This window comes from Exiguobacterium sp. GL_137, assembly GCF_057834585.1.
The window spans coordinates 1,207,974-1,229,276 of record NZ_CM174406.1; the positions used below are offsets into that span (position 1 = coordinate 1,207,974).

At 48.4% G+C, this 21,303-nt stretch carries 23 protein-coding genes; 18 read left to right on the plus strand and 5 right to left on the minus strand.

The genetic code is table 11. The annotated features are described in order from the left end of the window. The first annotated feature begins 34 nt into the window (after positions 1 to 34). From AC3IRK_RS06205 to AC3IRK_RS06235, 7 genes are all read left to right on the plus strand, one after another. Positions 35 to 1,762 (plus strand): IucA/IucC family protein, encoded by a 1,728-nt coding sequence (locus AC3IRK_RS06205; RefSeq protein WP_489170517.1) that lies wholly within the window; start codon positions 35 to 37, stop codon positions 1,760 to 1,762. Then, entirely contained in the window at positions 1,719 to 3,365 is a 1,647-nt protein-coding gene (locus AC3IRK_RS06210; RefSeq protein WP_489170518.1) for an IucA/IucC family protein, read from the plus strand. The genes AC3IRK_RS06205 and AC3IRK_RS06210 overlap by 44 nt, the downstream gene beginning before the upstream one ends. Then, positions 3,352 to 4,560 carry an AMP-binding protein gene (locus AC3IRK_RS06215; protein WP_131502907.1) on the plus strand — a complete coding sequence of 403 codons (1,209 nt, stop codon included), beginning with the start codon at positions 3,352 to 3,354 and terminating at the stop codon, positions 4,558 to 4,560. The genes AC3IRK_RS06210 and AC3IRK_RS06215 overlap by 14 nt, the downstream gene beginning before the upstream one ends. Further along, positions 4,557 to 4,811 carry a phosphopantetheine-binding protein gene (locus AC3IRK_RS06220; RefSeq protein WP_131502906.1) on the plus strand — a complete coding sequence of 85 codons (255 nt, stop codon included), beginning with the start codon at positions 4,557 to 4,559 and terminating at the stop codon, positions 4,809 to 4,811. The genes AC3IRK_RS06215 and AC3IRK_RS06220 overlap by 4 nt, the downstream gene beginning before the upstream one ends. After that, complete coding sequence (locus AC3IRK_RS06225) at positions 4,811 to 5,812, plus strand: DUF6005 family protein (RefSeq protein ID WP_214853723.1); 1,002 nt, start codon at positions 4,811 to 4,813, stop codon at positions 5,810 to 5,812. The genes AC3IRK_RS06220 and AC3IRK_RS06225 overlap by 1 nt, the downstream gene beginning before the upstream one ends. Beyond that, positions 5,757 to 6,584: a sugar phosphate isomerase/epimerase family protein gene (locus AC3IRK_RS06230; RefSeq protein WP_165871657.1), complete on the plus strand. Its 828-nt coding sequence runs from the start codon at positions 5,757 to 5,759 to the stop codon at positions 6,582 to 6,584. Before AC3IRK_RS06225 ends, AC3IRK_RS06230 begins: the two co-directional genes overlap by 56 nt. Before the next feature lie 99 nt (positions 6,585 to 6,683). Then, positions 6,684 to 7,793, plus strand: coding sequence for a glycerol dehydrogenase (locus AC3IRK_RS06235; protein ID WP_131502904.1), 1,110 nt, complete (start codon positions 6,684 to 6,686; stop codon positions 7,791 to 7,793). A gap of 93 nt (positions 7,794 to 7,886) precedes the next feature. On the opposite strand, the gene AC3IRK_RS06240 is transcribed toward AC3IRK_RS06235, so the two are convergent. The 3 genes from AC3IRK_RS06240 to AC3IRK_RS06250 all read right to left on the minus strand — a co-directional run bounded on the left by AC3IRK_RS06240 (position 7,887) and on the right by AC3IRK_RS06250 (position 11,075). Further along, positions 7,887 to 8,822, minus strand: coding sequence for a cation diffusion facilitator family transporter (locus AC3IRK_RS06240; protein WP_489170519.1), 936 nt, complete (start codon positions 8,820 to 8,822; stop codon positions 7,887 to 7,889). A 197-nt stretch (positions 8,823 to 9,019) separates the two neighbouring features. Next, positions 9,020 to 9,949, minus strand: a complete 930-nt coding sequence (locus tag AC3IRK_RS06245; protein ID WP_188005363.1) for a peptidoglycan DD-metalloendopeptidase family protein — start codon at positions 9,947 to 9,949, stop codon at positions 9,020 to 9,022. A 391-nt stretch (positions 9,950 to 10,340) separates the two neighbouring features. Continuing rightward, entirely contained in the window at positions 10,341 to 11,075 is a 735-nt protein-coding gene (locus AC3IRK_RS06250) for a peptidoglycan DD-metalloendopeptidase family protein (RefSeq protein WP_131973042.1), read from the minus strand. Positions 11,076 to 11,413: 338 nt separating this feature from the next. Between AC3IRK_RS06250 and AC3IRK_RS06255 the strand changes: the two genes are divergently transcribed. The 9 genes from AC3IRK_RS06255 (at position 11,414) to AC3IRK_RS06295 (ending at position 17,412) form a co-directional block, all read left to right on the plus strand. Further along, positions 11,414 to 11,755 carry an NUDIX hydrolase gene (locus AC3IRK_RS06255; RefSeq protein WP_489170520.1) on the plus strand — a complete coding sequence of 114 codons (342 nt, stop codon included), beginning with the start codon at positions 11,414 to 11,416 and terminating at the stop codon, positions 11,753 to 11,755. Positions 11,756 to 12,021: 266 nt separating this feature from the next. Then, positions 12,022 to 12,897, plus strand: a complete 876-nt coding sequence (locus AC3IRK_RS06260; RefSeq protein ID WP_489170521.1) for an SDR family oxidoreductase — start codon at positions 12,022 to 12,024, stop codon at positions 12,895 to 12,897. A gap of 13 nt (positions 12,898 to 12,910) precedes the next feature. Then, a complete protein-coding gene (locus AC3IRK_RS06265) occupies positions 12,911 to 13,099 on the plus strand; it encodes a hypothetical protein (protein ID WP_131502899.1) in 189 nt (62 codons plus the stop codon). 132 nt (positions 13,100 to 13,231) lie between these two features. After that, complete coding sequence (locus AC3IRK_RS06270; RefSeq protein WP_489170522.1) at positions 13,232 to 13,522, plus strand: hypothetical protein; 291 nt, start codon at positions 13,232 to 13,234, stop codon at positions 13,520 to 13,522. Positions 13,523 to 13,628: 106 nt separating this feature from the next. Then, on the plus strand, positions 13,629 to 14,123 hold the full coding sequence (locus AC3IRK_RS06275; RefSeq protein ID WP_489170523.1) for a hypothetical protein: 495 nt from the start codon (positions 13,629 to 13,631) through the stop codon (positions 14,121 to 14,123). A gap of 339 nt (positions 14,124 to 14,462) precedes the next feature. Continuing rightward, positions 14,463 to 14,843: a GntR family transcriptional regulator gene (locus AC3IRK_RS06280; RefSeq protein WP_489170524.1), complete on the plus strand. Its 381-nt coding sequence runs from the start codon at positions 14,463 to 14,465 to the stop codon at positions 14,841 to 14,843. Further along, on the plus strand, positions 14,836 to 15,516 hold the full coding sequence (locus AC3IRK_RS06285; protein WP_131973038.1) for an ABC transporter ATP-binding protein: 681 nt from the start codon (positions 14,836 to 14,838) through the stop codon (positions 15,514 to 15,516). The genes AC3IRK_RS06280 and AC3IRK_RS06285 overlap by 8 nt, the downstream gene beginning before the upstream one ends. Further along, the gene (locus AC3IRK_RS06290) at positions 15,513 to 16,322 is read left to right on the plus strand and encodes a hypothetical protein (protein WP_489170525.1); all 810 of its coding nucleotides are present in this window, start codon (positions 15,513 to 15,515) and stop codon (positions 16,320 to 16,322) included. Before AC3IRK_RS06285 ends, AC3IRK_RS06290 begins: the two co-directional genes overlap by 4 nt. Before the next feature lie 10 nt (positions 16,323 to 16,332). Further along, positions 16,333 to 17,412 (plus strand): hypothetical protein, encoded by a 1,080-nt coding sequence (locus tag AC3IRK_RS06295; RefSeq protein WP_489170526.1) that lies wholly within the window; start codon positions 16,333 to 16,335, stop codon positions 17,410 to 17,412. Between the two features lie 75 nt (positions 17,413 to 17,487). Here the strand turns inward: AC3IRK_RS06295 and AC3IRK_RS06300 are convergent, their stop codons facing one another. Together AC3IRK_RS06300 and AC3IRK_RS06305 are read right to left on the minus strand one after the other, a co-directional pair. Further along, on the minus strand, positions 17,488 to 17,985 hold the full coding sequence (locus AC3IRK_RS06300) for a C40 family peptidase (RefSeq protein WP_489170527.1): 498 nt from the start codon (positions 17,983 to 17,985) through the stop codon (positions 17,488 to 17,490). 215 nt (positions 17,986 to 18,200) lie between these two features. Further along, entirely contained in the window at positions 18,201 to 19,388 is a 1,188-nt protein-coding gene (locus AC3IRK_RS06305; protein ID WP_489170528.1) for an MFS transporter, read from the minus strand. 204 nt (positions 19,389 to 19,592) lie between these two features. On the opposite strand from AC3IRK_RS06305, the gene AC3IRK_RS06310 reads away from it, so the two are divergent. Both AC3IRK_RS06310 and nagZ read left to right on the plus strand, forming a co-directional pair. Then, positions 19,593 to 20,018, plus strand: coding sequence for an OsmC family protein (locus AC3IRK_RS06310; RefSeq protein WP_131973033.1), 426 nt, complete (start codon positions 19,593 to 19,595; stop codon positions 20,016 to 20,018). 5 nt (positions 20,019 to 20,023) lie between these two features. Next, entirely contained in the window at positions 20,024 to 21,253 is a 1,230-nt protein-coding gene (gene nagZ / locus AC3IRK_RS06315) for a beta-N-acetylhexosaminidase (protein ID WP_489170725.1), read from the plus strand. The last annotated feature ends 50 nt before the right edge of the window (positions 21,254 to 21,303 follow it).

Here is a 21,303-nt window from a genome sequence, read left to right on the forward strand (position 1 = left end):
ATGATTATCAATTGTTAGAAGGAGTGTGACAGTCATGACGACACGTACAGAACGAACCGAAGAGATTGCAACCCATGCAACGCTCCAAGCTTTCGGCAACAGCTACCTCCGTGAAGTCGACATGATCGAGTGGTTCATTCCAACAGATGAGGAGAACATCTGGTTCGGTGAGACGGCCTGCCGGATCGACGTCGGGGTCATCTATGTCCTAGAAATCCGACGCCGTTCAAGGATCGGGCGTCACGAAATCGGACGGATTTACCGGCAAACGAGCTGCGGATGGACGGAGGAAGCACCATTGACCTTCATCATTGCCTGTTGCCAACATCTGCAACGGCATGCTCCCGGCGTAACAGATTTATTGTACCGGGTCCTCGACAGTCACCGGTGTATGTGTCACGTCATCGCGCATGAGCTGAATGAGCCGATTTGCCCTGAGACGTTTCTTGAACACGAGCAGACGGTCCGGTTCGGACATTGGTTCCACCCGACACCGAAAAGTCGGGTCGGAATGCATGACTGGGAGCAAGTCGCGTATGCACCGGAATTCAGGAACGGGTTCCAACTCGATTATTTTGCGGTTGATGAATCCCTGCTGACGGAAGCCAGTGCGACGAATCAACGGATCAGCGAACAGATGTGGAAGCAACTCGGGTCAGCAGTAGCACTGTCAGCGTCAGAACGCCTGTTACCCGCGCATCCTTTGCAGGCGCAACATCTTTTGTTGCAACCGACTGTGCAACAGTTGATCGCGACGAACGAACTCCGCCATCTCGGCCGACTGGGTCCGACGTACTTCGCGACATCTTCAATCCGGACGGTCCTGCAAGCGGATCGGTCGCATATGCTGAAGTTTTCGATTCCGGTCCAGGTCACCAATTCGCGTCGCGTCAATAAACGGCATGAACTGACTGCGGGACTCGTCATGCGGCGTCTCGCCGAACAAATTTCGTTTCCGGACGGCTTTTCGATTACCCATGATCCGGCATACGCAACGGTTCAGACCGGTGCAGACGAGTCCGGTTTTGAAGTCATCTACCGCGAAGCCCAAGGAGATGCAATCAACGTCGCGGCACTCGTTCAGGAACCGCTCGATCAAGAACAGTCCGTCCTGGCATCGCTCGTCTTGAAGTCAAAGCGAGCGGATCAATCGCTGCCTCAAGCGGCCCGGGACTGGTTCGAGACGTATATCGAACTGACACTCGGGACCTTGGTCGAGTTGTATGAACACTACGGGATTGCGCTCGAAGCGCACCAGCAAAACAGTCTGATCCGGTTTGAACACGGACGTCCTGTCAGCTACCAGTTTCGCGATAATCAGGGGTATTATCTCGCCCGTTCGAACAAAAACCAGCTAATCCACCTCGAAGCCTCACTGGCAGACGCACCGGAATTGTTCTACGACGAAACGACGATCAAGGAGCGGTTGACGTATTACATGATCTGGAATCACTTGGCCGGTCTGATCAATCGGTTTGACCGCGACGGCTTGCTTGCGGAATCAACGATGCTCGAGTGGGTCGGAACGTGGTGCGATCAAAAAATTCAGATCTTATCGGGACGTGGCAAGGATTGGCTCGAATATGTCCGTTCACGGCCGACGTTACCGTATAAAGCGAACTTGTTGACACGGCTCCATGCGCTCGACGAACTCGAAGTCAGCGGCGAGCGGGTGATCTTCATCGAAATCGACAATCCATTACACCGGGAGGTCCGCCATGCGAACGACGAACGAACGACGTGTCTGCAAACAACTTCTTGAAGCCATCCTGTTTGAACGGATCGAACCGTTCATCGAACACCGGCGACAGGGACAGACAACGTTTCGTTTTGTCCGTCCGCCGTATGAACTGACAGTCGACGGCAGACGGGGAGCGTTTGACCGCGTTTGGCTCGACATCGAGACGGTCGTCTTGACGCGGAGAAATCACGAGCAATCGCCGACGCTTGAGCACATCATGGACTGTTTTCAACTCGCGGAGCCGCTGCGGTTGGAACTGAGGCAGACGGTTCAGTTTGCCGACGTGTGTCCGACATATCCCGAGCTGCGGACGCATCTGTCCTACGAACAACTGGAACAAGCATTGGTCGAAGGGCATCCGTACCATCCGTGTTTTAAGTCCCGGATTGGCTTTTCGCGTGACGACCACTCGCGCTATGGACCGGAAGCAGGACAACGTTTCCGGTTACACTTTGTTGCCCTCCCGGTATCAATCGTTCATCAACAACGCATGGAAGGTGTGATGGAGCAGACGTTTGGTCGCAAGACGTATCTCCGGTTGCAGGAAAAGCTGGCCTCTGCGGTCGACGATCCGACCGGTTATCACGTTCTGCCGGTCCACCCGTGGCAATGGCAACACGTCGAAGCGGATGTCCGCGCGTCCGGCGGCATTGATCTGGGGGAAGCCGGACCTCTGTTTCAAGCGACCCAATCGATCCGGACCATTTTTCAACCGGATGCGCCGACGGTTCCGCACATCAAGCTCCCGCTCGATTTGATGCAGACTTCCTCGCGACGGACGTTCACCGTTCCGAACATTGTCGCAGCACCTGTTTTGTCCGACTGGTTGATCGACCGGACGCAAGAACTGCCGGTGACTATACTCCGGGAATTCGCCAGTCAAGTCGTCGAGACGACAGACGGAGACCTGTCGGGACGAATCGGCTGTTTGTACCGGGACAATGTCTTGGCGGCCGTGTCACCGGACGAAACGGTCATCCCGTTGACGGCACTCGCTCTCCGTGAAGGGAACGAGACTCTGTTTCTGGAACCGTGGTTCAAGACCTACGAACGCGAGCGCTGGCTCAAACAGTTTCTGACCGTCTATCTGGAACCGGTTTTCCGGCTGCTTGTTGAAGAAGGAATCGCAGTAGAGGCGCATGCCCAAAATGCTTTGTTGGTCTTGAAGAACGGTTGGCCGACGCGGCTGATGTTGCGGGATTTTCATGACAGCGTTGAATTTGTCCGCTCGTTTGTCGAACGTCCGGAAAAGATTCCGACGTTCGATACGCTGCATCCGGCATTTCGCTCAACGACTAATCTGTACTACGAGATGGGCCAGGTCGAAGCGTTACGCGAGCTCGTCGTCGATACGGTGTTTGTCTTTCATTTGACGGAGTTGTCGCATCAGCTGAAAGAGATACATCAGCTCGACGAGACCACCTTTTTTAACTGGACCGCCGACATACTCGCTGGACTGAATCTGACGCCGGCTCGTTTGGCAACGTTACAACTCGATACGCCGACAATCTATACGGAGTCGCTCGTTGCACGGAAATTCAACACGACGCAGTGCCGGCATCTGGTCCGTAATCCTCTGCAATCCCAAACACCGAAAGGAAGCGAAATGCATGTTATACATTGAAGACACGTTTTATACGAAACAGATGCTGACCGATCATCCGGTCTGTCGACTCAATTGGCTCACGGATCCCGCACAGACCGTCGTTGCCGTCTGCGTCAAGGACACAGCGGCATGGATCGCGTTTTGTCTCTATATGAAACAGATGCACGGGACGGTCGTACCGCTCCATCCGGATTTGCCGGAAGCCGGGGCAAGACGTCTGGCGGAACAAGCGGGATGTGATTATTTGGTGTATGCCGATTTTCAACAGCCGATCCGTTTGGCAGCGTCAACGGTTCGACCGGGAGGATTGATTCAGTTCAGCTCCGGCACGACCGGCGACGCGAAAGTCATTCATCGGACGTGGGCCTCGATTGACGAGGAACTGGCAGCCTATGGTCAACGTTTTCCGTTAACAGTGACGACCGGCACCATCGTTGCCTGCCCGACGTCGCATTCATTCGGATTGATTTGCGGGGTCTTGGCGACACTTGAGCGCGGAGCGACACCGATTATCTTGGAAAACCTGTCACCGAAGCATATTTTACACGTCTGTCAGGCACGTCCGACTGCCATTTTGTATGCCGGACCGGGACTCGTCTATTTACTCAGCCAATTTAAGCAACGGCTGTTTGCGGTGATGATTTCCGGGATGACCGTGCCGACCGTCTGGTTTGAAGCGATTCGGGACGTAACGGATCATCTTTTGCAACAGTACGGCTGTTCGGAAATCGGCTGCATCGCCTTACATCCTGCTCCGAAATCAGCTCAAGCGATCGGCTATCCGTTGCCACATCTGACAATCCAGACCGGTACCATCGACGAGCCGGCTGAGTTGAAAGTGAAGGCAGGAGACCAGTGGATCGGAACCAAAGATTTAATGGGGCAGACGAGTACCGGCGAATTGCTGTTCTTCAGCCGTCTCGACGAAATGATCAATGTGTCCGGACTGTCGGTTTATCCGGCGGATGTCGAGGATGTGTTGCTCCGTCACGATGATGTCGAAGAGGCCGTCGTCTTCAAACGGACGGACCGTCTGCAGGGTGAACGCGTCTGTGTCCAAGTCGTCAGCTCGGCGAAGGAAGCCGCATTGCGGACCTATTGTCGGGAACAGCTTGCGCCCCATCAATGTCCGTCGGATTGGACGTTTGTACCGGCCATTGAAAAGCTGCCGAACGGGAAAGTCAGTCGCGTACGTCTGGGGGTGACGTCATGAATCTGCTCCTTGATTACACGTCATTTCGTCAGATTGTCGAGGAACAGCTGGAGGTCACCTTGCGACAAGCAGTGATGGGAGGCGAACGGCTTCGGGACGACTTGCAGCTGGATTCGATGCGGCTGTTGCAATTGCTCGTTCATCTGGAACTCGAACACGGGTATGTCCTCGCTGATGAGCAGCTTGCTCAACTGCCGCAGATGACGGTCGATCAGTTGCTGCAATCGTTGGCACGAAAGGAGGTCGTCTGATGATTAAAGTTCACTGTCTCGTCAGTTGTGTGTGTGAAGTAATCAAACGATCGGACGCCGACCATCGTCCGTACTACTTTGGTATCTGGGACGCTGACTTTGCGTTGACGTCTGAGTTTGTCCTGTCCCACCATGCGGCGCATATCAGTCATGAAGCAATGCTCGATTGGTACCGCTTGCTGTATGGAATCACCGTTCAGTCCTGGTATGATCCGTCCCGCACTAAAGCGGCGAACCTTGTGAATCTGGAACAGTTCATGAAAATAAAACGGCCGGAACAGTCTGTCATCGTCATGCTCGACCTCGCCCGGTTACCGGAGCGGGAAAACAAGTTTCATCACGAGGTCTTTCCGCATTACGTGATGCTCGAACCAACGGATGATGAAGACAGATGGCGGATGCTCGATCCGGACTTCCGGTATGAAGGCGAATTTGATCGGACACGGATTCTCCAGGCCGTCGATCAGCCGACCGTCGCCGGTGGGTTTTGGTTTGACGGGAGTCAGGTCAAACTGCCGGACACGGAAACCGTCTCCGCTTATTTCATGAGTGGTCTCAAGCGGCACCATCCGTTGACGGAAGCGGTCGAACAGGTCATCTTACACCATGCGTCGAGCCCGGAAAGGTTGCCGGATGCGTTAAAGCAACTGCCTGTCATCGCCATCCGCAAATACGCCTATGAGCACGCCTTTGCCTATTTTTATGAACGCTTGGGAATTGATTTAGTGGCGTCCGATTTTGACGACTGGTGTGACAAAATCGAGCGATTGGTCAATCAATATACCATCATTCAACACCGGGCGATTAAATACAGCATGACCCGCGACCGGACAGATTTACTGGATATCCAACAATGGCTCGTCGCACAAACGACGCTGGAAGATGACATCAAACGGCAGCTTGTTGATTTGTTCAGCCGATTTCAACAGAAAGAAGGGGAAACGGATGCAACTCGCACTTTGTACGATCAGCTACCGGCATCATCTACGGTCATTCGATGAATTGGTGAGGTTTGCCGCAGCAAACGAGTTTGAGGCGATGGATGTCTGGGGTGTTCATGCGAAGCATCTGGAGGAAGCAGACCTTGCCTTGTTGCAAAACAGCGGAGTTCATGTCAGTATGCTCAGCCATTACCTGTCGTTTGACGCTCCGCTGTCGGTCTTGCTTGAACAAACGAAAGCCTTGTCTCGTCTCGCCCAGCGGCTCGGAACCCGGCGGATCCGGATTTTTGCCGGCCACAAGGCGAGTCATCAACTAACGGAGGCGGAACGGGCGCGACTTGTCTATCAATTGAGCGGCGTCTGTAAAGTCTTGGATCAGGCAAAACAGTTGGTGTTGCTTGAAATTCATCCGAATACGGCGGCGGATACAATCGAATCGACGGAGCGGTTATTGCACGAGGTCAACCATCCGGCCTGCCGTGTGAATTTCGATGTTCTCCATGTCGCTGAATCCGGTGCCGATCCGGTCGCAGCCTATCGCCGGATTGAGCCCGTCGTTGAACATCTTCATCTAAAAACGGTGGCGCGAGCGGATCAATTTAGCGTTTTTGAACCGGCGAATGTGTATGCAGCAAGCGGCTCACGGGACGGTATGGTGCCGTTGTTTGATGGAATCGTCGACTACGACAGGTTCTTTGAAGAACTCAGGCTGGCGTTAACGACAAAAACAGCGAGTCTCGAATGGTTCGGGGAGAACCCGGATGACCGCTTGGTGACAGACGGACGATTGGTACGTCAGAGTTTGGCACGACAGGTTCTGCAATTCACCTAATGTTCACGGCTCGATGTGTTTAGAGCACGGGGCGAAAAGGAAAGCAATATAATGTAAGTCATTGTTGATGGTCTCATTGAAAAAGAAAGGATGTTGAACATGTCAGAACGTGTTTTCATTAGTCCGGCAAAGTACGTCCAAGGAAAAAATGTCATTGATCGGCTTGGTACATACGTGAGCCCGATTGGTGATGTGGCCCTCGTCATCGCGGATGATGTCGTTTGGGGGATTGTCGAGGAACGTGTCCAAGCTTCATTTTCAACTGAAGGAATCAAAATCGAAAAAGCGGATTTCAGCGGAGAAGCCTCAAAACATGAGGTCGAACGGATTGCGACGCAAGCGAAAGACGCCGGTGTCAAGTTCGTCATGGGTGTAGGCGGCGGGAAAACGCTGGATACAGCCAAAGCCGTCTCCGACGAACTGCATCTGCCGGTTGTCATCGTGCCGACCATCGCTTCGACCGACGCACCGACGAGCGCGCTGTCGGTCATCTATTCTGAAGACGGGATTTTTGAGAGTTACCGTTTTTACAACAAAAATCCGGATCTCGTCCTGGTCGACACGAAGTTGATCTCGGAAGCACCGGCCCGCTTCTTTGCCTCAGGTATCGCCGACGCACTGGCAACTTGGGTCGAAGTACGGAGTGTCATTGCCTTCGGCGGATCGACGATGGCCGGCGGACGGCCGACGATTGCGGCGGAAGCGATCGCGAAACGCTGCGAGGAAGTCCTGTTTGAGCACGGACGCCTCGCCTATGAGTCGGTCCAGGCAAAGGTCGTTACGCCGGCCCTCGAAGCCGTCGTCGAAGCGAACACCTTGCTCAGTGGTCTTGGTTTTGAGAGCGGTGGTCTTGCGGCAGCACACGCCATTCATAACGGTTTCACGGCACTCAATGGGGACATTCACCATTTGACGCATGGAGAGAAAGTTGCGTTCGGGACGCTCGTGCAACTGGCGCTGGAAGAACATCCGCAGGAAGAAATCGAACGATATATCGCTTTTTATATGGACCTTGGTCTGCCGGTCACACTGGAAGACGTTAAACTGAAAGATGCCTCACGGGAAGACATATTAAAAGTCGGACAGGCGGCAACAGCAGAAGGGGAGACGATTCACAGCGGTTTTGATGTCACGGCCGATGAAGTGGCGGATGCAATCATTGCAGCGGACCGCTATTCGAAAGCGTATCAGGCAAAGTTAAAGAACTGACGATACGTTGTATGGACAGTAAGTAAAAAAGACGATGCCCCATTAAAGGGAAGCATCGTCTTTTACTCTTTTAATTTAGAAGAACAGCCAACCTTAGTGAACGTGCGGCTTTTGTTCACCGTGACAGTATAGTTGATCTTCATGGTCATGTTGCGCGGTCTCGACTTGAATCGTCGCATGGGTGATACCGGCATGTTTTAGGTCGTGATCGAGTTGTTCACGGATTGACTCCGATTCGCGGACGGTCATATCGTCTTTGACGACGACGTGGCAGGATAACGCATTGTAACCGCTCGTAATCGACCAAATATGAAGATCATGCAGACCGAGGATCGCTTCATTTGTCTGAATCGTCGAAACTACTTGATCGATGTCGACATCGCTCGGTGTTCCTTCCATCAGGACGTGGACGGCGGCTTTCGTTACGTAATAGCCGCTGCGCAGAACGAGGATGGCGACGATGATACTTGCGAGCGGATCTGCCCAGCCCCAGCCGAAGAACATGATCAACAGGGCGGCAACGATGGCACCGATCGAGCCGAGCATGTCACTTAAGACATGCAAGTAGGCACCACGCATGTTCAGATTGTCTTCATGGCCACCGCCGCGCGTCATGATCCAAGCTACAAGCAGATTCACAAGAAGTCCGAGTATACTGATGATCAACATCCCGGTCGTTGCGACAGCCGGTGGATTAACAAAGCGTTGTACGGCTTCGACGAAAATATAAAGCGAAATACCGATCAGTGCGACGCCGTTGAAAATCGCCGCGAGAATTTCGAACCGCTTTGATCCGAACGTCTTATTCGCATCCGGTTTCTGGGTCGAAAAGTGAAAGGCGGCGAGCGCAATCGCAAGCGAAATCGAGTCACTCAGCATATGTCCTGCGTCCGATAACAAAGCCAGACTGTTCGTCCAAAATCCGCCGATCACCTCGACGATCATAAACAGCGTGATGATCATGAAGGACAGAAGTAATACTTTTTTATTGTCGGTGTGATGATGCTCATGATTATGATTATGCGGCATAATGATACCTCCTGATACATTCAAATGTCTATTTGAATTATAGAATGCGAAACGTCTATGGTCAATCGATGTATGCTTCATTTCCCACTGATAGAAGAGAATGAAACGCGATCATTGGACGTTATACGGTTGTATGAGACATCTGAAAAAACAAAACATCCCCTTACTTCATGAGAAATAAGGGGATGTTCGAGTTGTTACAGGTAGTTCAACGGATTGACGCTGCTTGCCGCCGATGTCGCACTGTAGACGTATGTTCCGCGATGCAGTTCAAAATGAAGATGCGTTCCGAATGCATTTCCTGTTTGACCGACCGTACCGAGAAGCTGTCCTTTTGAGACCGATTGTCCGACTGAGACCGATCGGCTGTTCATGTGGGCATAGAGACTCGTGAAGGAAGCGCCGTCGATCGAATGCTTGACCATGACATAATTGCCATACGCACCTTTTAATTGAGAAGTGATGACTTTCCCGGCTGCCGTCGCATAAACCGGTGTGCCTTTCGGGGCACCGTAATCGATTCCGTTATGGAACGTATAGCCGTAGACACCGCTTGCTTGACCATATCCTTGCGTAATCGGTCCACTGGTCGGCGTGATGAAATCGTTTGAGGCTTTTGTTGCCCCACCCGAATTGGTTAAGCTCGTAACCGTATATTTTTTGACGTAATCGGCATGGACAAATCGTTTGTTACCGTTATATAAGAATTTAATCCAGTCTCCCGTCCGACCGAGGTAACGGAAGGTTTGTCCGCTGTTGACGGTCCCGACCTGGGAACTGCTTGTGGACGAACTGCTTCTGACGCGGAGATTATCGACCATGATTTTGATTTTATATGATGTCGTGACAGAATATTTTTTGACATATGTAGAAGAGACGTAGACTTTACGTGATCCGTAAAGGATTTTTGTCCAATTTCCGGTCCGGCCCAAGTATTTGTATGTATCGCCTTTATCAAGACCTGTGATGATGCCGTATGTCGTCGCGGGACCGGTGCGGGCACGCAATCCGTCGTTCATGACTTTAACCTTATAAAACGTTGCCGCATCAGCTTTTGGAACGGCATATGTCGAGAAACCGGCGATGGCAATAGCAGACACCGTCAGCGTAGTAAATAATTTTTTCAAATCAGTAAATCCTCCTTTGAATCTGTCGGACCTTGTCCGTGCATGTGGGTGATGTAATATGTAATGTTGTTCTATGGAATTCTTAGATGAGTGTACCATTAGTAAAAATGTTTAAATATTACAATATTATTTCTATAATGTTTCGTTATTTTATATTATAGAGAGTAGAAAATATTTTTTGCCTTATTTTAGGGTATTTATTTTCGAACTGTCTTTGCCCAATTCATTGATTTGAATTGATTGAACGGGACTTTTTTGAAATTATTCGGAAATCAGAACAATCAGTATGTTATGATGGTTTTTCCAATAATTAGAATGAATTTATTTCAGGGGACTTATTTTTAAAAAGGTTTAAAAAAAACGGACACCCGTAAGAGGGTGTCCGAAGTAATCATAAAACACTGAGCGGATTGATCGTGTTGGCTGCTGATGATCCGCTGTAGATGTAACCGCCGCGGTGAAGTTCGAAGTGAAGGTGTGAACCGGTTGAGTTCCCGGTACTGCCGACGTTACCGATTTTCGTTCCTTTGGCGATTGACTGACCTGAATAGACCGAACGGCTGCTCAAGTGGGCATAGACACTTGTGTAGGTCAAACCATTCACTTTATGTGTCATCATGACATAGTTGCCGTATGCACCTTGGTAGCCGGATTTGATGACCTTACCGGAAGCAGTCGCACGGACCGTTGTCCCTGTTGCTGCTGCGATGTCGATGCCGTTATGGAACGTGTATCCGTAGCGGCCGCTTGCACTTCCGTATCCTTGCGAGACGCGTCCGCTTGTCGGACGGAGGAAACCTGTTGAGAAGGAAGCTTTTTTAGCTGTAGCCTGTTTGCCTGTGCTATATCGTTTTACATAACTGGAATAGACGTAGCGTTTTTTACCGCCGTACGAAATTTTCGTCCAGTTGCCTTTTTTACCATAGTATTTAAAGGTTTGTCCGGCATTGACGCCAGCGACGATTTTATATTTCGTGGAAGGACCGGTCCGGACACGTAATCCATCGGCCGTGACTTTGACTTTATAAGAAGAAGAGCTTGCAGCTTCAACTTTTCCTGTACCCGTGCTGGCAAATCCTGAAACGACGAGTGCGCTCATCGTGACGGTTGTTAAAATACGTTTCATGTAGTAGTTCCTCCTGATGTGAAAACAATTGACGGTCGATGATTGGTGACAGATCGTTGCTGTCTTGCTTAAAGTATAAGGCTGTATATGAATACTGCGTCGAAGTAGTAAATTTGATAAACCGAGTATAGCATCGGTCGTTTTGAAAATAACATTTCAGTTTGATTGCTTAAATATAGGAAATTAATATGTATTGTAATATATCGTTTTAAATAATTCTGAAATGCTGTCATACCAGCGAAAATTTTATTACAGGTTATCGGTTTTTTGACATAATTCTGATTGTGGGAAACTGTGAAAAAGTATGGGTCGATAACAAAAAGGAGGAAGATCACAAGATGGATATTAAATTTACCGTGGGACAGCAACGGTTTAATCACCGGGCCGCAGCAGTGATCGTCAAAGAAGGTCATCTGTTGATTCACAGAAATGTCCGGGATGATTTTTGGGCATTGCCGGGCGGACGGATACGTTTGATGGAATCAGGAGCAGAGGCGGTCATCCGCGAAATCAAAGAAGAGTTGGGGCTAAAAGCTGAGGCTACGAGGTTTTTAGCCGTCCAGGAAAACTTTTTTACATATGATGAAGTATCATTCCATGAAGTCGGTTTTTATTATGAAGTGAACGTATCAGATGACATGACGGTCACTTCGGAAGATTTTTTCGGAGTAGAGGGATAAGAGTTAGTCTATCGTTACGTTCCGATTGATCAATTGCAAAGCGTAAAATTGTATCCTGAAAAACTGACGATGATGATTCAGTCCGGTGAGTGGGCACCCTTATTTTCAAACGACGTGTAATGGGTGGTTTTGGTGCATTCCTATATAGAAGAAACGAATTTAAAAAAACGATGATTTTCATCGTTTTTTTTCGTTAGACGTTTATTGATACATGGCAAGGGAATATTAATGAAGGTAGTCATTTATTGAAAAAGGGGTTGGGTTATATGCGTGAAGAAGAGTTGGAGCAGATGCATCAACAGGCACGGGGACAAACTCAGGATCAGCAACCGGGGATTGAATCCGAGATGAATCCGGAACCGGTGTACGATGATCCGGAATATGTCGGATCCGGTAAGTTGAAAGGTAAAGTGGCGTTGGTGACAGGCGGAGACAGCGGCATTGGGCGTGCCGTCGCGATTGCCTACGCCAAAGAGGGCGCAAATGTCGCTATCGTGTACTTAAATGAAGGACAGGATGCGGAAAAAACGAAACAATTGATTGAAGGGTATGGTGTCAAAGCATTGGCGTTTGCGAAAGACGTCAGTCAGCCGGAGAATGCTCAACCAATCATCGATAAAGTCATCGAAACGTTTGGCCAGTTGAACATCCTCGTCAACAATGCCGGGAAACAGTTCCCGCAGGACGATTTCTTGGCAATCACACCGGAACAACTAAAAGAAACGTTCGAGACGAATCTCTTCTCGATGTTTTATTTGACGCAAGCCGCCTTACCACACTTGAACAAGGAAGACTCCATCATCAATACGTCTTCTGTCACGGCATACCGTGGCGCACCATCATTGATCGATTACTCGGCGACGAAGGGAGCAATTACGTCATTAACTCGTTCGCTGGCATCGAACCTGATTGAAAAAGGAATTCGTGTCAATGCTGTCGCACCGGGGCCAATCTGGACGCCGCTCATTCCGGCGACGTTCTCAAAAGAAAAAGTCGAATCACACGGGGAAGATACGCTCATGAAACGCCGCGGACAACCGTCTGAAAATGCACCGGCCTATGTGTATCTGGCATCACGTGACTCGAGTTATGTCACCGGGCAAACGATTCATATCAATGGTGGCGATTACATTACATCTTAAGGAGGAAATCATCATGAAGAAAAATCCGAACGAAGTGCCGGAACACGAACCGAATCAACAGCCGGATGAGATTCCGACAACACCTCCGTCAGAAATACCGGAGACACCGCAGGAAGACCCGATTCGTCAACCGGAACCGGACACATTCCCGGAACCGACGGAAATTCCGGATACGCCGCAAGAAGATCCGAACCCTTACTGAACCGATTCCACTGATTCCGGAAATAGACCGGAATCAGTTTTTTTTGTTGGAAAAGTAAAAATATGCATTTTAATGGGAACCCTTACATAATGTTACACGTATAAAAAGTATACGGAAAAGGGGGGAAGGAACATGCAATTTCTTTTAGCACTGGTAGCGGTAGGGGCAGGGTTTTGGTTTTTCTTCAGTTACTTACTCGGATTTCGCACCAAAAACATCACGATGACATTCGACGACCGGTTTTATGCACTTGAAGACCACGTTCACGCGATCGAAGCGAAGTTGAAACAGGACGGGAAGCTTGTTGAATACCTGGGAAATCGCCGCTTTTTAGTCAACGGGAAACGCTATCTGTTCGTTGAGCGAACTGTTCCGATGTCAGGTATTCCAGTTCAACAAACCATTTTAGAATTCCAAAAATGAGATTTGTCATGCCGCCTCCCTTCGGAGTGCGGTATTTTATTATGATTTTCTAGGTTCAGGGTCTATGTGTTGATTTTATAAACCACAAGAAAGGATGAAAACAGCTTTGGATAAATATTCTCTACAAGAATTTGTTCCGAAAAGAATAGAGTTTATAGACAAAATGATGGTAAGTCGTTTTCATGCCATTTCTGTCGATAAAAGCGACAAAAAAATTGCGAGGGTGATGGAGGATCCGTTCATACCTTCTTATGATACGATTTTCGGTGTGTATTGCATCTACAGAAAATCGGTATTAGATGTATTAAACGGCAGCATAGCATCGTTTAGCAGTTATGAATTTGAAACAGCATGTTCCTCGGACAAACTAATAATAGATAAAAATGTGGAAGATGTATTAGATTTTGCAACAGTGGTGATCATTGCTTCAGAAGATAAAAAATACATGTCTCACTACTTCATTGGTGGAAATTCTAAAAAACTCAACAGTATATTAAACGTTTGTTCAGGATGCCCAACAAGTGCGAATAAAAATTTTTTAAATCATACCATTAACCGTTTTAAAGAAGACGTTAGTGTCGTTGAAACATGGATTATTTGAAAAATATACTGAATGAAATGGTGTGAGGATAGAAAAAGAGAGAAGGTGCCGATCAAAGCGCACTTTCTCTCTTTCTGTTTGCGCAACCTTCAAAAGAGTATTGATATGAGAAATTTAATCGTGGACTTAAAATATTTTCAAAATGCAAATGTTTTAAGTAAATGAAGCAGCAAAAAAAGTTACAGGCACTATATCTGCCATCTAATTCTATCCCTATGAATTAGGGGGAAAGTATTTTTTGGAAATGGATTGACAGTCAACTGTACTACGCGTATGATACAGAAAGATAGTGTATTACTGTTTTAATACAATGAACGGGAAAGGGAGGTCAAGGACCTGATGCAATTTGACCAAAGAAGTCCGGTATATCTTCAAGTCGTCCGTTGGTTCAAGGAACAAATCGCTACGGAAGAATTGAAGTGTGGGCAGGAAATTCCATCACGCCGTGAAATCGCTGCGCAGCTTGGAATCAATCCAAATACAGCACAAAAAGCATATAAGGAAATGGAGGAACAACACTTGATCACGACAGAACGGAACGTCCCAAGTAAAATCACGATGGATCAGGAAATAGTCAAAAAAGTCCGAACGGAGATGCTTGATGAAGCGGTCGCTCAATTCATTGAGGCCGTCCAGGCGATTCAGATACCGCTCGGCGAAGTCGTCACGAAAGTCGAAACGGTCTATCAATCAACGGAACGGAGGAAGATCGATGCTTGAAGTCCATGGCTTAAAAAAACGATATGGTCGGAAGAAACCGATTCTAGAAGGCGTGTCCTTTTCAGTGCGTCCTGACAGCATCACCTGCCTGATTGGATTAAATGGCGAGGGGAAATCAACAATTTTAAAAGCCATCATGGGTCTTGTCCCGGTCGATGCCGGTACCATTCTCGTTGACGGCGAAGTCTCGCGCGAAAAAATTGCCTTCGTGCCGGACATGCAGACGATGCCCGGTTATATGACGATTGGTGATGCCCTGCTTTATATGAGTGACTATTATCCGGACTGGAATCCGAAGGTCGCGGAAGAATTGATGGGCTTGTTCAAGCTATTGACGACCGACAAGATTTTAGAATTGTCAAAAGGCAATCAGGCGAAGTTCAGTTTAGTGCTTGGTTTTGCACTCGACCGTCCGTACCTGTTGCTTGACGAACCGTTCGCCGGAATTGATTTATTTACGAAAGAACAGATTGCCTGGATCTTTTCGAGTCATTACATGGAAGGACGCGGCATCCTGATGACGACACACGAAATCATTGAAATCGAACATTTGATTGACCGGGTCGTCTTTTTACAGGACGGCCGGATCATTGATGAACATGATACGGAAGAGATGCGCGAAGTATACGGAAAATCGGTCCAGGACCGGATGCGGGAGGTTTATCAGCGATGAAACAGTACTTGATGTTAACGAACGAAGAATTAAAACGAAGTTGGAAAATCATTGTCTCCGCCATCCTCGCGATGGCGAGTATCGAAATCCTGACCGTCGTCGGACGGGTCATCTACAAAGAAAACCAGGTGCAGGAATACATGAGATACGCGAAAGTGACAGAATCGGAAGCCCTGCGTTCAATTGGAAAGTTATCGTTTGAACAGGCCAGTGCTTATTTCGGCTATATCATTATGATTGGAATCGTTCTCGTCATTTTGTATGCCATACAAATTTGGTACCGGGATTGGTTCGGTGAATCCAAGTACATATACCGCTTACTATTGTTACCGGGCGGTCGTGCCAAAATCTTTTTTGCCAAATGGACATCACTGGCTCTCGTCATCATCAGTTTCATCGGATTACAATGGGTGGTCATCCAGCTCAGTTATGTCATTTTCAACTGGCTGATCAAAGACGCTTACCGTGCATCATCTTTTGATATCCCGATGGCATTAAAACAGCTGTATACGATGAACGTAGTAGATTTATTGTTCATTGTACTTGTATCACTATTTGTTGTCAGTTTCTTATTCATGCTCGTTCTACTGGAACGGTCTTACCGAAAAGCGAAAGGATTGATTTTTATCATTCTTGAAGTCGCTTTTCTTCTCCTGGTTACGGTAGGCAGCATGTATGTGATTGAAAAGCTGGATATCTTTTTATCGCAAGAAATATCAGCAATTATGATGGCAATCTTTGTTCTCTACTTTGTCTATATGATTTGGAAAAGTTTACGCCTATTAAAATGGAAAATTTCGGTCTGAGGAGGACGTCATGCGAAAATTTAACTTTGTACTTATACTGGCGGTTGTCAGTTTCCTGACGATAGGAGTCTACACCATATTTATTCAATCGATCGATGAATCCGACTTTACCGTTGAGACGGTCAAAGGCGATCCGAAACAACCAGCTGTCCAGTCTGTTCAAGCGGAACTTTATGATGAAGGGTTAAAAAAGGTGGATTACAACGTTGGACTGGACGGTCATGTCGAAAAAACGAAGGATAATCTGCTCAGCGGCTTGTTTGAAAGTCCGTATAATGAGAATGGTGCACCGGCAGACTTCCGACGTTTCATCCGTTCTGATTACGTCCTTACGTTCGAACAGGAAGGAACCATATATGCGATGGGTACGCCAGACAATAATAAATGGGAATTGCAGTATTGGGAGAAAGGCAAACAGCGTGTTGTCAAAAAAATCTTTCCGGCACCTGCTGAAGCTCGGAAGTTAGGTGAAACCCAACTCAATCCAGAAAAACGGATTGGAAACAGTTTATACGTCCGTGCACAAGACATTCAAAACTATTCGGAAACGTTGTTATACAAAATTGACTTAAAAAGCGATACGATTCAAAAAATCAATTTACCTGTTACTTCTAAAGGTGAGATAAGTATTTTAGGTATCCACAATGAGACAATTTTGTATTATACGACAGAAATCGTCGAAGGAACAGACGGGGAAAAGGAGATATTATACCTTAACGACGGTAAAAAATCTCAGCGTTTAAAGGGGTTAAAATCGTTCGGTAAGGGAGAAACTGAACTAAGTACGGATGGAACGAAACTGATCATGCTTGAACGTGAACCAAAAAAATTAAAATGGACAATTTATGATTTAGCATCGAAGAAATTGAAAAAATATGAGATAGGTATCCCATTAGTGACAGACGAGTCTGGGTTAGGTGAGTATACCGAGCTGAAAGATGATTTGATTTACACAGCGAATCGAACCGGTAACGGCGTTATCAATGTTCTTGTCGTCGATGCGGTATCAAACCGTGTCTTGTATGAAGGAAACATCAAAGACAAATTAAAACGTAAAGAAACGTCATTAAATACACTTGTCTTGAATTGATTGATGGCCTCTTACGTTCTATAGCAAAAACGCAATCTGAAACTCTCAAGGAGTTCCAAATTGCGTTTTTGTGTTTCATTGATACGATTTGATGATGATGTCCTGTTTCGTGTAGTAACTCCATGTCAGGTCCTGCGATTCAATCTTTTTCGTCGTCACGGCAACGAACTTGTTTTTCCCGGTGTAGATTCCGACGAAGTTCGGTGCTTTCGCCTTTTTCGCCTGGACGAACAACAAATCACCCGGAACGGCTTTTTTGAGTATGACGGTTTTGAGCGGCATAGCGGCTTGTTTCGCAATTGTCCGCTCGAGTGTCAGACCGCTTTTTTGATAAACGTATTGTGTGAAGCCGGATGCGTCAAAGCCTTTTGTTGTCGTCCCGCCTTCTTTATATGGTGTTCCGATCAAAGACGTCGCGAGTTTCGTAATAGCCGCTTTCTTTTTTGCAAGTGCTTTTTCTGATAATGGTTTCGCTGTCTCGACTTTAGTAGGTGTTGCAGCAAATGTTGTGACCGGACTGACCGTCGCTGTCAGTAAGAGGGCTGTTAATGGAAGGGCATAATACGATTTCATAGTAAAATCTCCTTTTTCGTAAGTGGGATGAAAAACTATCTTTACCGTACCATGCCGATTGACAGATTAAGCAACAAATTGGATACGTTCACCTAACAGTCTTGTAAGGTTCAGTCTGAGCAAACATCGGCTCTAAGTTCCAGATTCCACATAAAAAGACTTCCGTTCCGTTTACCTCAGTTAAAGGCATTATTGGAACAGAAGTCTTTTAACTGTTACGCCCGCTGATCGAGGCGATGACTGACAGCCGTCAACGCAGCTGCGAGTATAGCGACGGCACCACCGACAAGGGCGATGTTCATGATCGGACCGTTCGCATACACGAGTCCGCCGAGTGCTGAACCGAAGGCAATCCCGACGTTGCTTGCGACCGGCATCAGGGAAGCGGCAAGTCCTTTCGCTTCCGGATTAAACTTTTCCGCTAAATCGATCAGATAAATTTGTGTAGAAGTCGTCAATAAAATCGACATCAATGACATCAAAGCAATATTGATCAGTCCAAGCGAAACGGACGCTGTCGTCACGTACAGGGCAGCGAGTACGATTGCCTGGACGATGAAGACGAACCGGAGACGCCCGATCGGATTCCGGCTGGCGATTTTTCCGGCCAGTATATTACTGAAGATTGAGACGACACCGTAGGCGAGTAAAATCGGACTGATCCAGGCCGACGGCAATTTCAGTTCCAACTCAAGCACGGGGACGAGATACGTATAGACGACGTATGTCGCACCAAATCCGAACGACGGAATGAAAAAGGCGATCATGATCCGTGGATTGGCAAGTAAACTGAGCTGTTCGCGGATCGAGCCGGACGATTCCGATTGCTGGACCGGAACGACTTTCAAGACAGCAAGCAGGGCGATGACACCAAGACTGCTTGTCAGCCAAAACGAGGCGGCGTAACCGGCATGTTGTCCGATGAATGTACCGATCGGCACACCGAGAACGTTTGCCATCGTAAATCCGCCAAAGATGAACGAGACGGCGACGCCGCGTTTTGCGATCGGTACACTATCGCTTGCGACGACCATCACCAGTGAAATCAGGACACCCGTCAGAACAGCCGTCACGACCCGAGACAACAGCAACAGTTCATAATTCGGTGCGATCCCGCTGCAGATATTCAGAATAATCCAGACAAAAATCAGACTGAGCATTAACTTCCGCCGCTCAAGGTGTCCGGTCAAGGACATCGTAATCGGTGTTCCGATGGCGAAGGCGATCGCAAAGGCGGAGACAAGCGTGCCGGCTTTTGCAATTGTGATGTTCAGACCGTCCGCAATTTCAGATAAAATACCGACGATGACGAATTCGCTTGTTCCAAGGACAAAAGTCAACATGGATAACGTCGCGATTAACAGCCAGTCGGCTTGACTCAAACGAGTCGATGATGATGACATATACAATTCCCCACTTCTGGCGCCTGTGCGCAAAAAAACTATCGTTTATCAGAATAGCATGATTTAAGAAGGGCGGAAACCGGATTTACCTGACCCGGAAAAAGAAGCATTATTGTGAATAGACAGTCAATTTCACTTGTCATTGATTCGGGTATACTAACAGAGTAGGAAACATCACCTAAATCAGAAAAGGACGTGATCTTGATGCAAGCAACAGTCACTTGGAATCAAAAGATGGGCTTCAGCGGGGAGACCGAATCCGGACATCACTTAGCGATGGATGCAGCTCCGGAAAACGGCGGGGACAATCAGGCACCACGGCCGACGGAGCTCTTGCTTCATGCCGTTGCCGGCTGTACCGGCATCGATATCGTCTCGATTTTAGAAAAGATGCGCTTGACGCTGACGTCATTTGAAATGGATATCGAAGGCGAACGGGCGGATGATCATCCCCGGCGTTTCACGACGATCTCGATTCATTACCGGCTCGAAGGTGATTTACCGGACGATAAAGTCCGCCGGGCGATTGCCTTATCAAAAGACAAATACTGCTCGGTCTCGCAATCGCTGAACGCGGAGATTGAAGTTTATTACTCGATCAACGGCGTCCGGAACGAGGAACCGATTTGAAACGGATGGTCCCTGTTCTGTTGGCAAGCGTCCTCCTTGCCGGTTGTGCTGACGAGCCCGTACAACCCGCTGACCCGCAACCGAAGCCGGCAAAGAAAACAAAGCCGCCGCAGCCGGATCGACCTTCTGCTGCTGAACGGGCAGAGAAACAACTCAAGCAAACCGTTTCGAACATGTCGACGGCGGAAAAAGTCGATCAATTGCTGTACATTGGCGTAACGGGAATGGCTTTGACACAAGCGGACCGTCAATTATTGCAGGACCATGCGCTCGGTGGTGTCCTGCTGCTTGGTGGCAATATCACCTCAACCGATCAACTGAAAACCTTCACAACAGCGATTGCCAAGGCGCAAACCGCTGATTCAAAAGCGTTCCTTGGCTTTGACGAGGAAGGCGGACGGGTCAGCCGGGTCCCGGACGCACAGCTCAAATTATCACCGAGCCTGTCGTTTGGTCATAAAAATGATCCGGCATTGATGAAGGAAGTCGGACAGACACTTGGGTCGATTTCCCGTTTTTACGGCTTTAATATGGATTTCGCACCGGTCCTTGATGTCAACAGTAATCCGACGAATCCAATCATTGGCGACCGGGCGCTCAGTGCGGATCCGCAACAAGTCGCCCGGCTTGGTGTGCCATTGATGCAGGGCATGAAGGAAGAAGACGTCGTTCCGGTCGTCAAACATTTTCCGGGTCACGGGGATACAACCGTCGACTCACATGTCGGTCTGCCGCGGGTCGATGCGACGAAAGCGGAACTCGAGCAGACGGAGCTGGTCCCGTTCAAACGGGCGATTCAGGAAGGGGCCGAGATGGTCATGGTCGCGCATATCCTGTTTCCGGCACTCGACAAAACCCGTCCGTCTTCGTTGTCGAAACCCGTCATGACCGGGATGTTACGGGATGAGCTGAAGTTTGACGGTGTCATCATCACGGACGATTTGGTCATGGGAGCCATCACAGAACGGTACGGACTTGCCCAGGCGGCAAGTCTTGCCCTCGAAAATGGTGCGGATATGGCGATGTTTTCCTCACCCGGTGCGTACGCGTCCGTTCATAAGGAAATCATGGCACGGATTAAACAAGGTAAATTGTCGAGAGCAGATCTGGATCAGAAGGTCATGCGGGTCTTACACTTAAAACAAACGTATGACTTGTCGCAAACGAAACGTGTCGACGAATACCAACGCTTGATTGAGCAGGTCAAAGCGGTCGAATCGGACATGCGACACTAATCAAGGGTAGAACAAATCGGACTACCCGTGGTAAACTACAGGCGTACCAC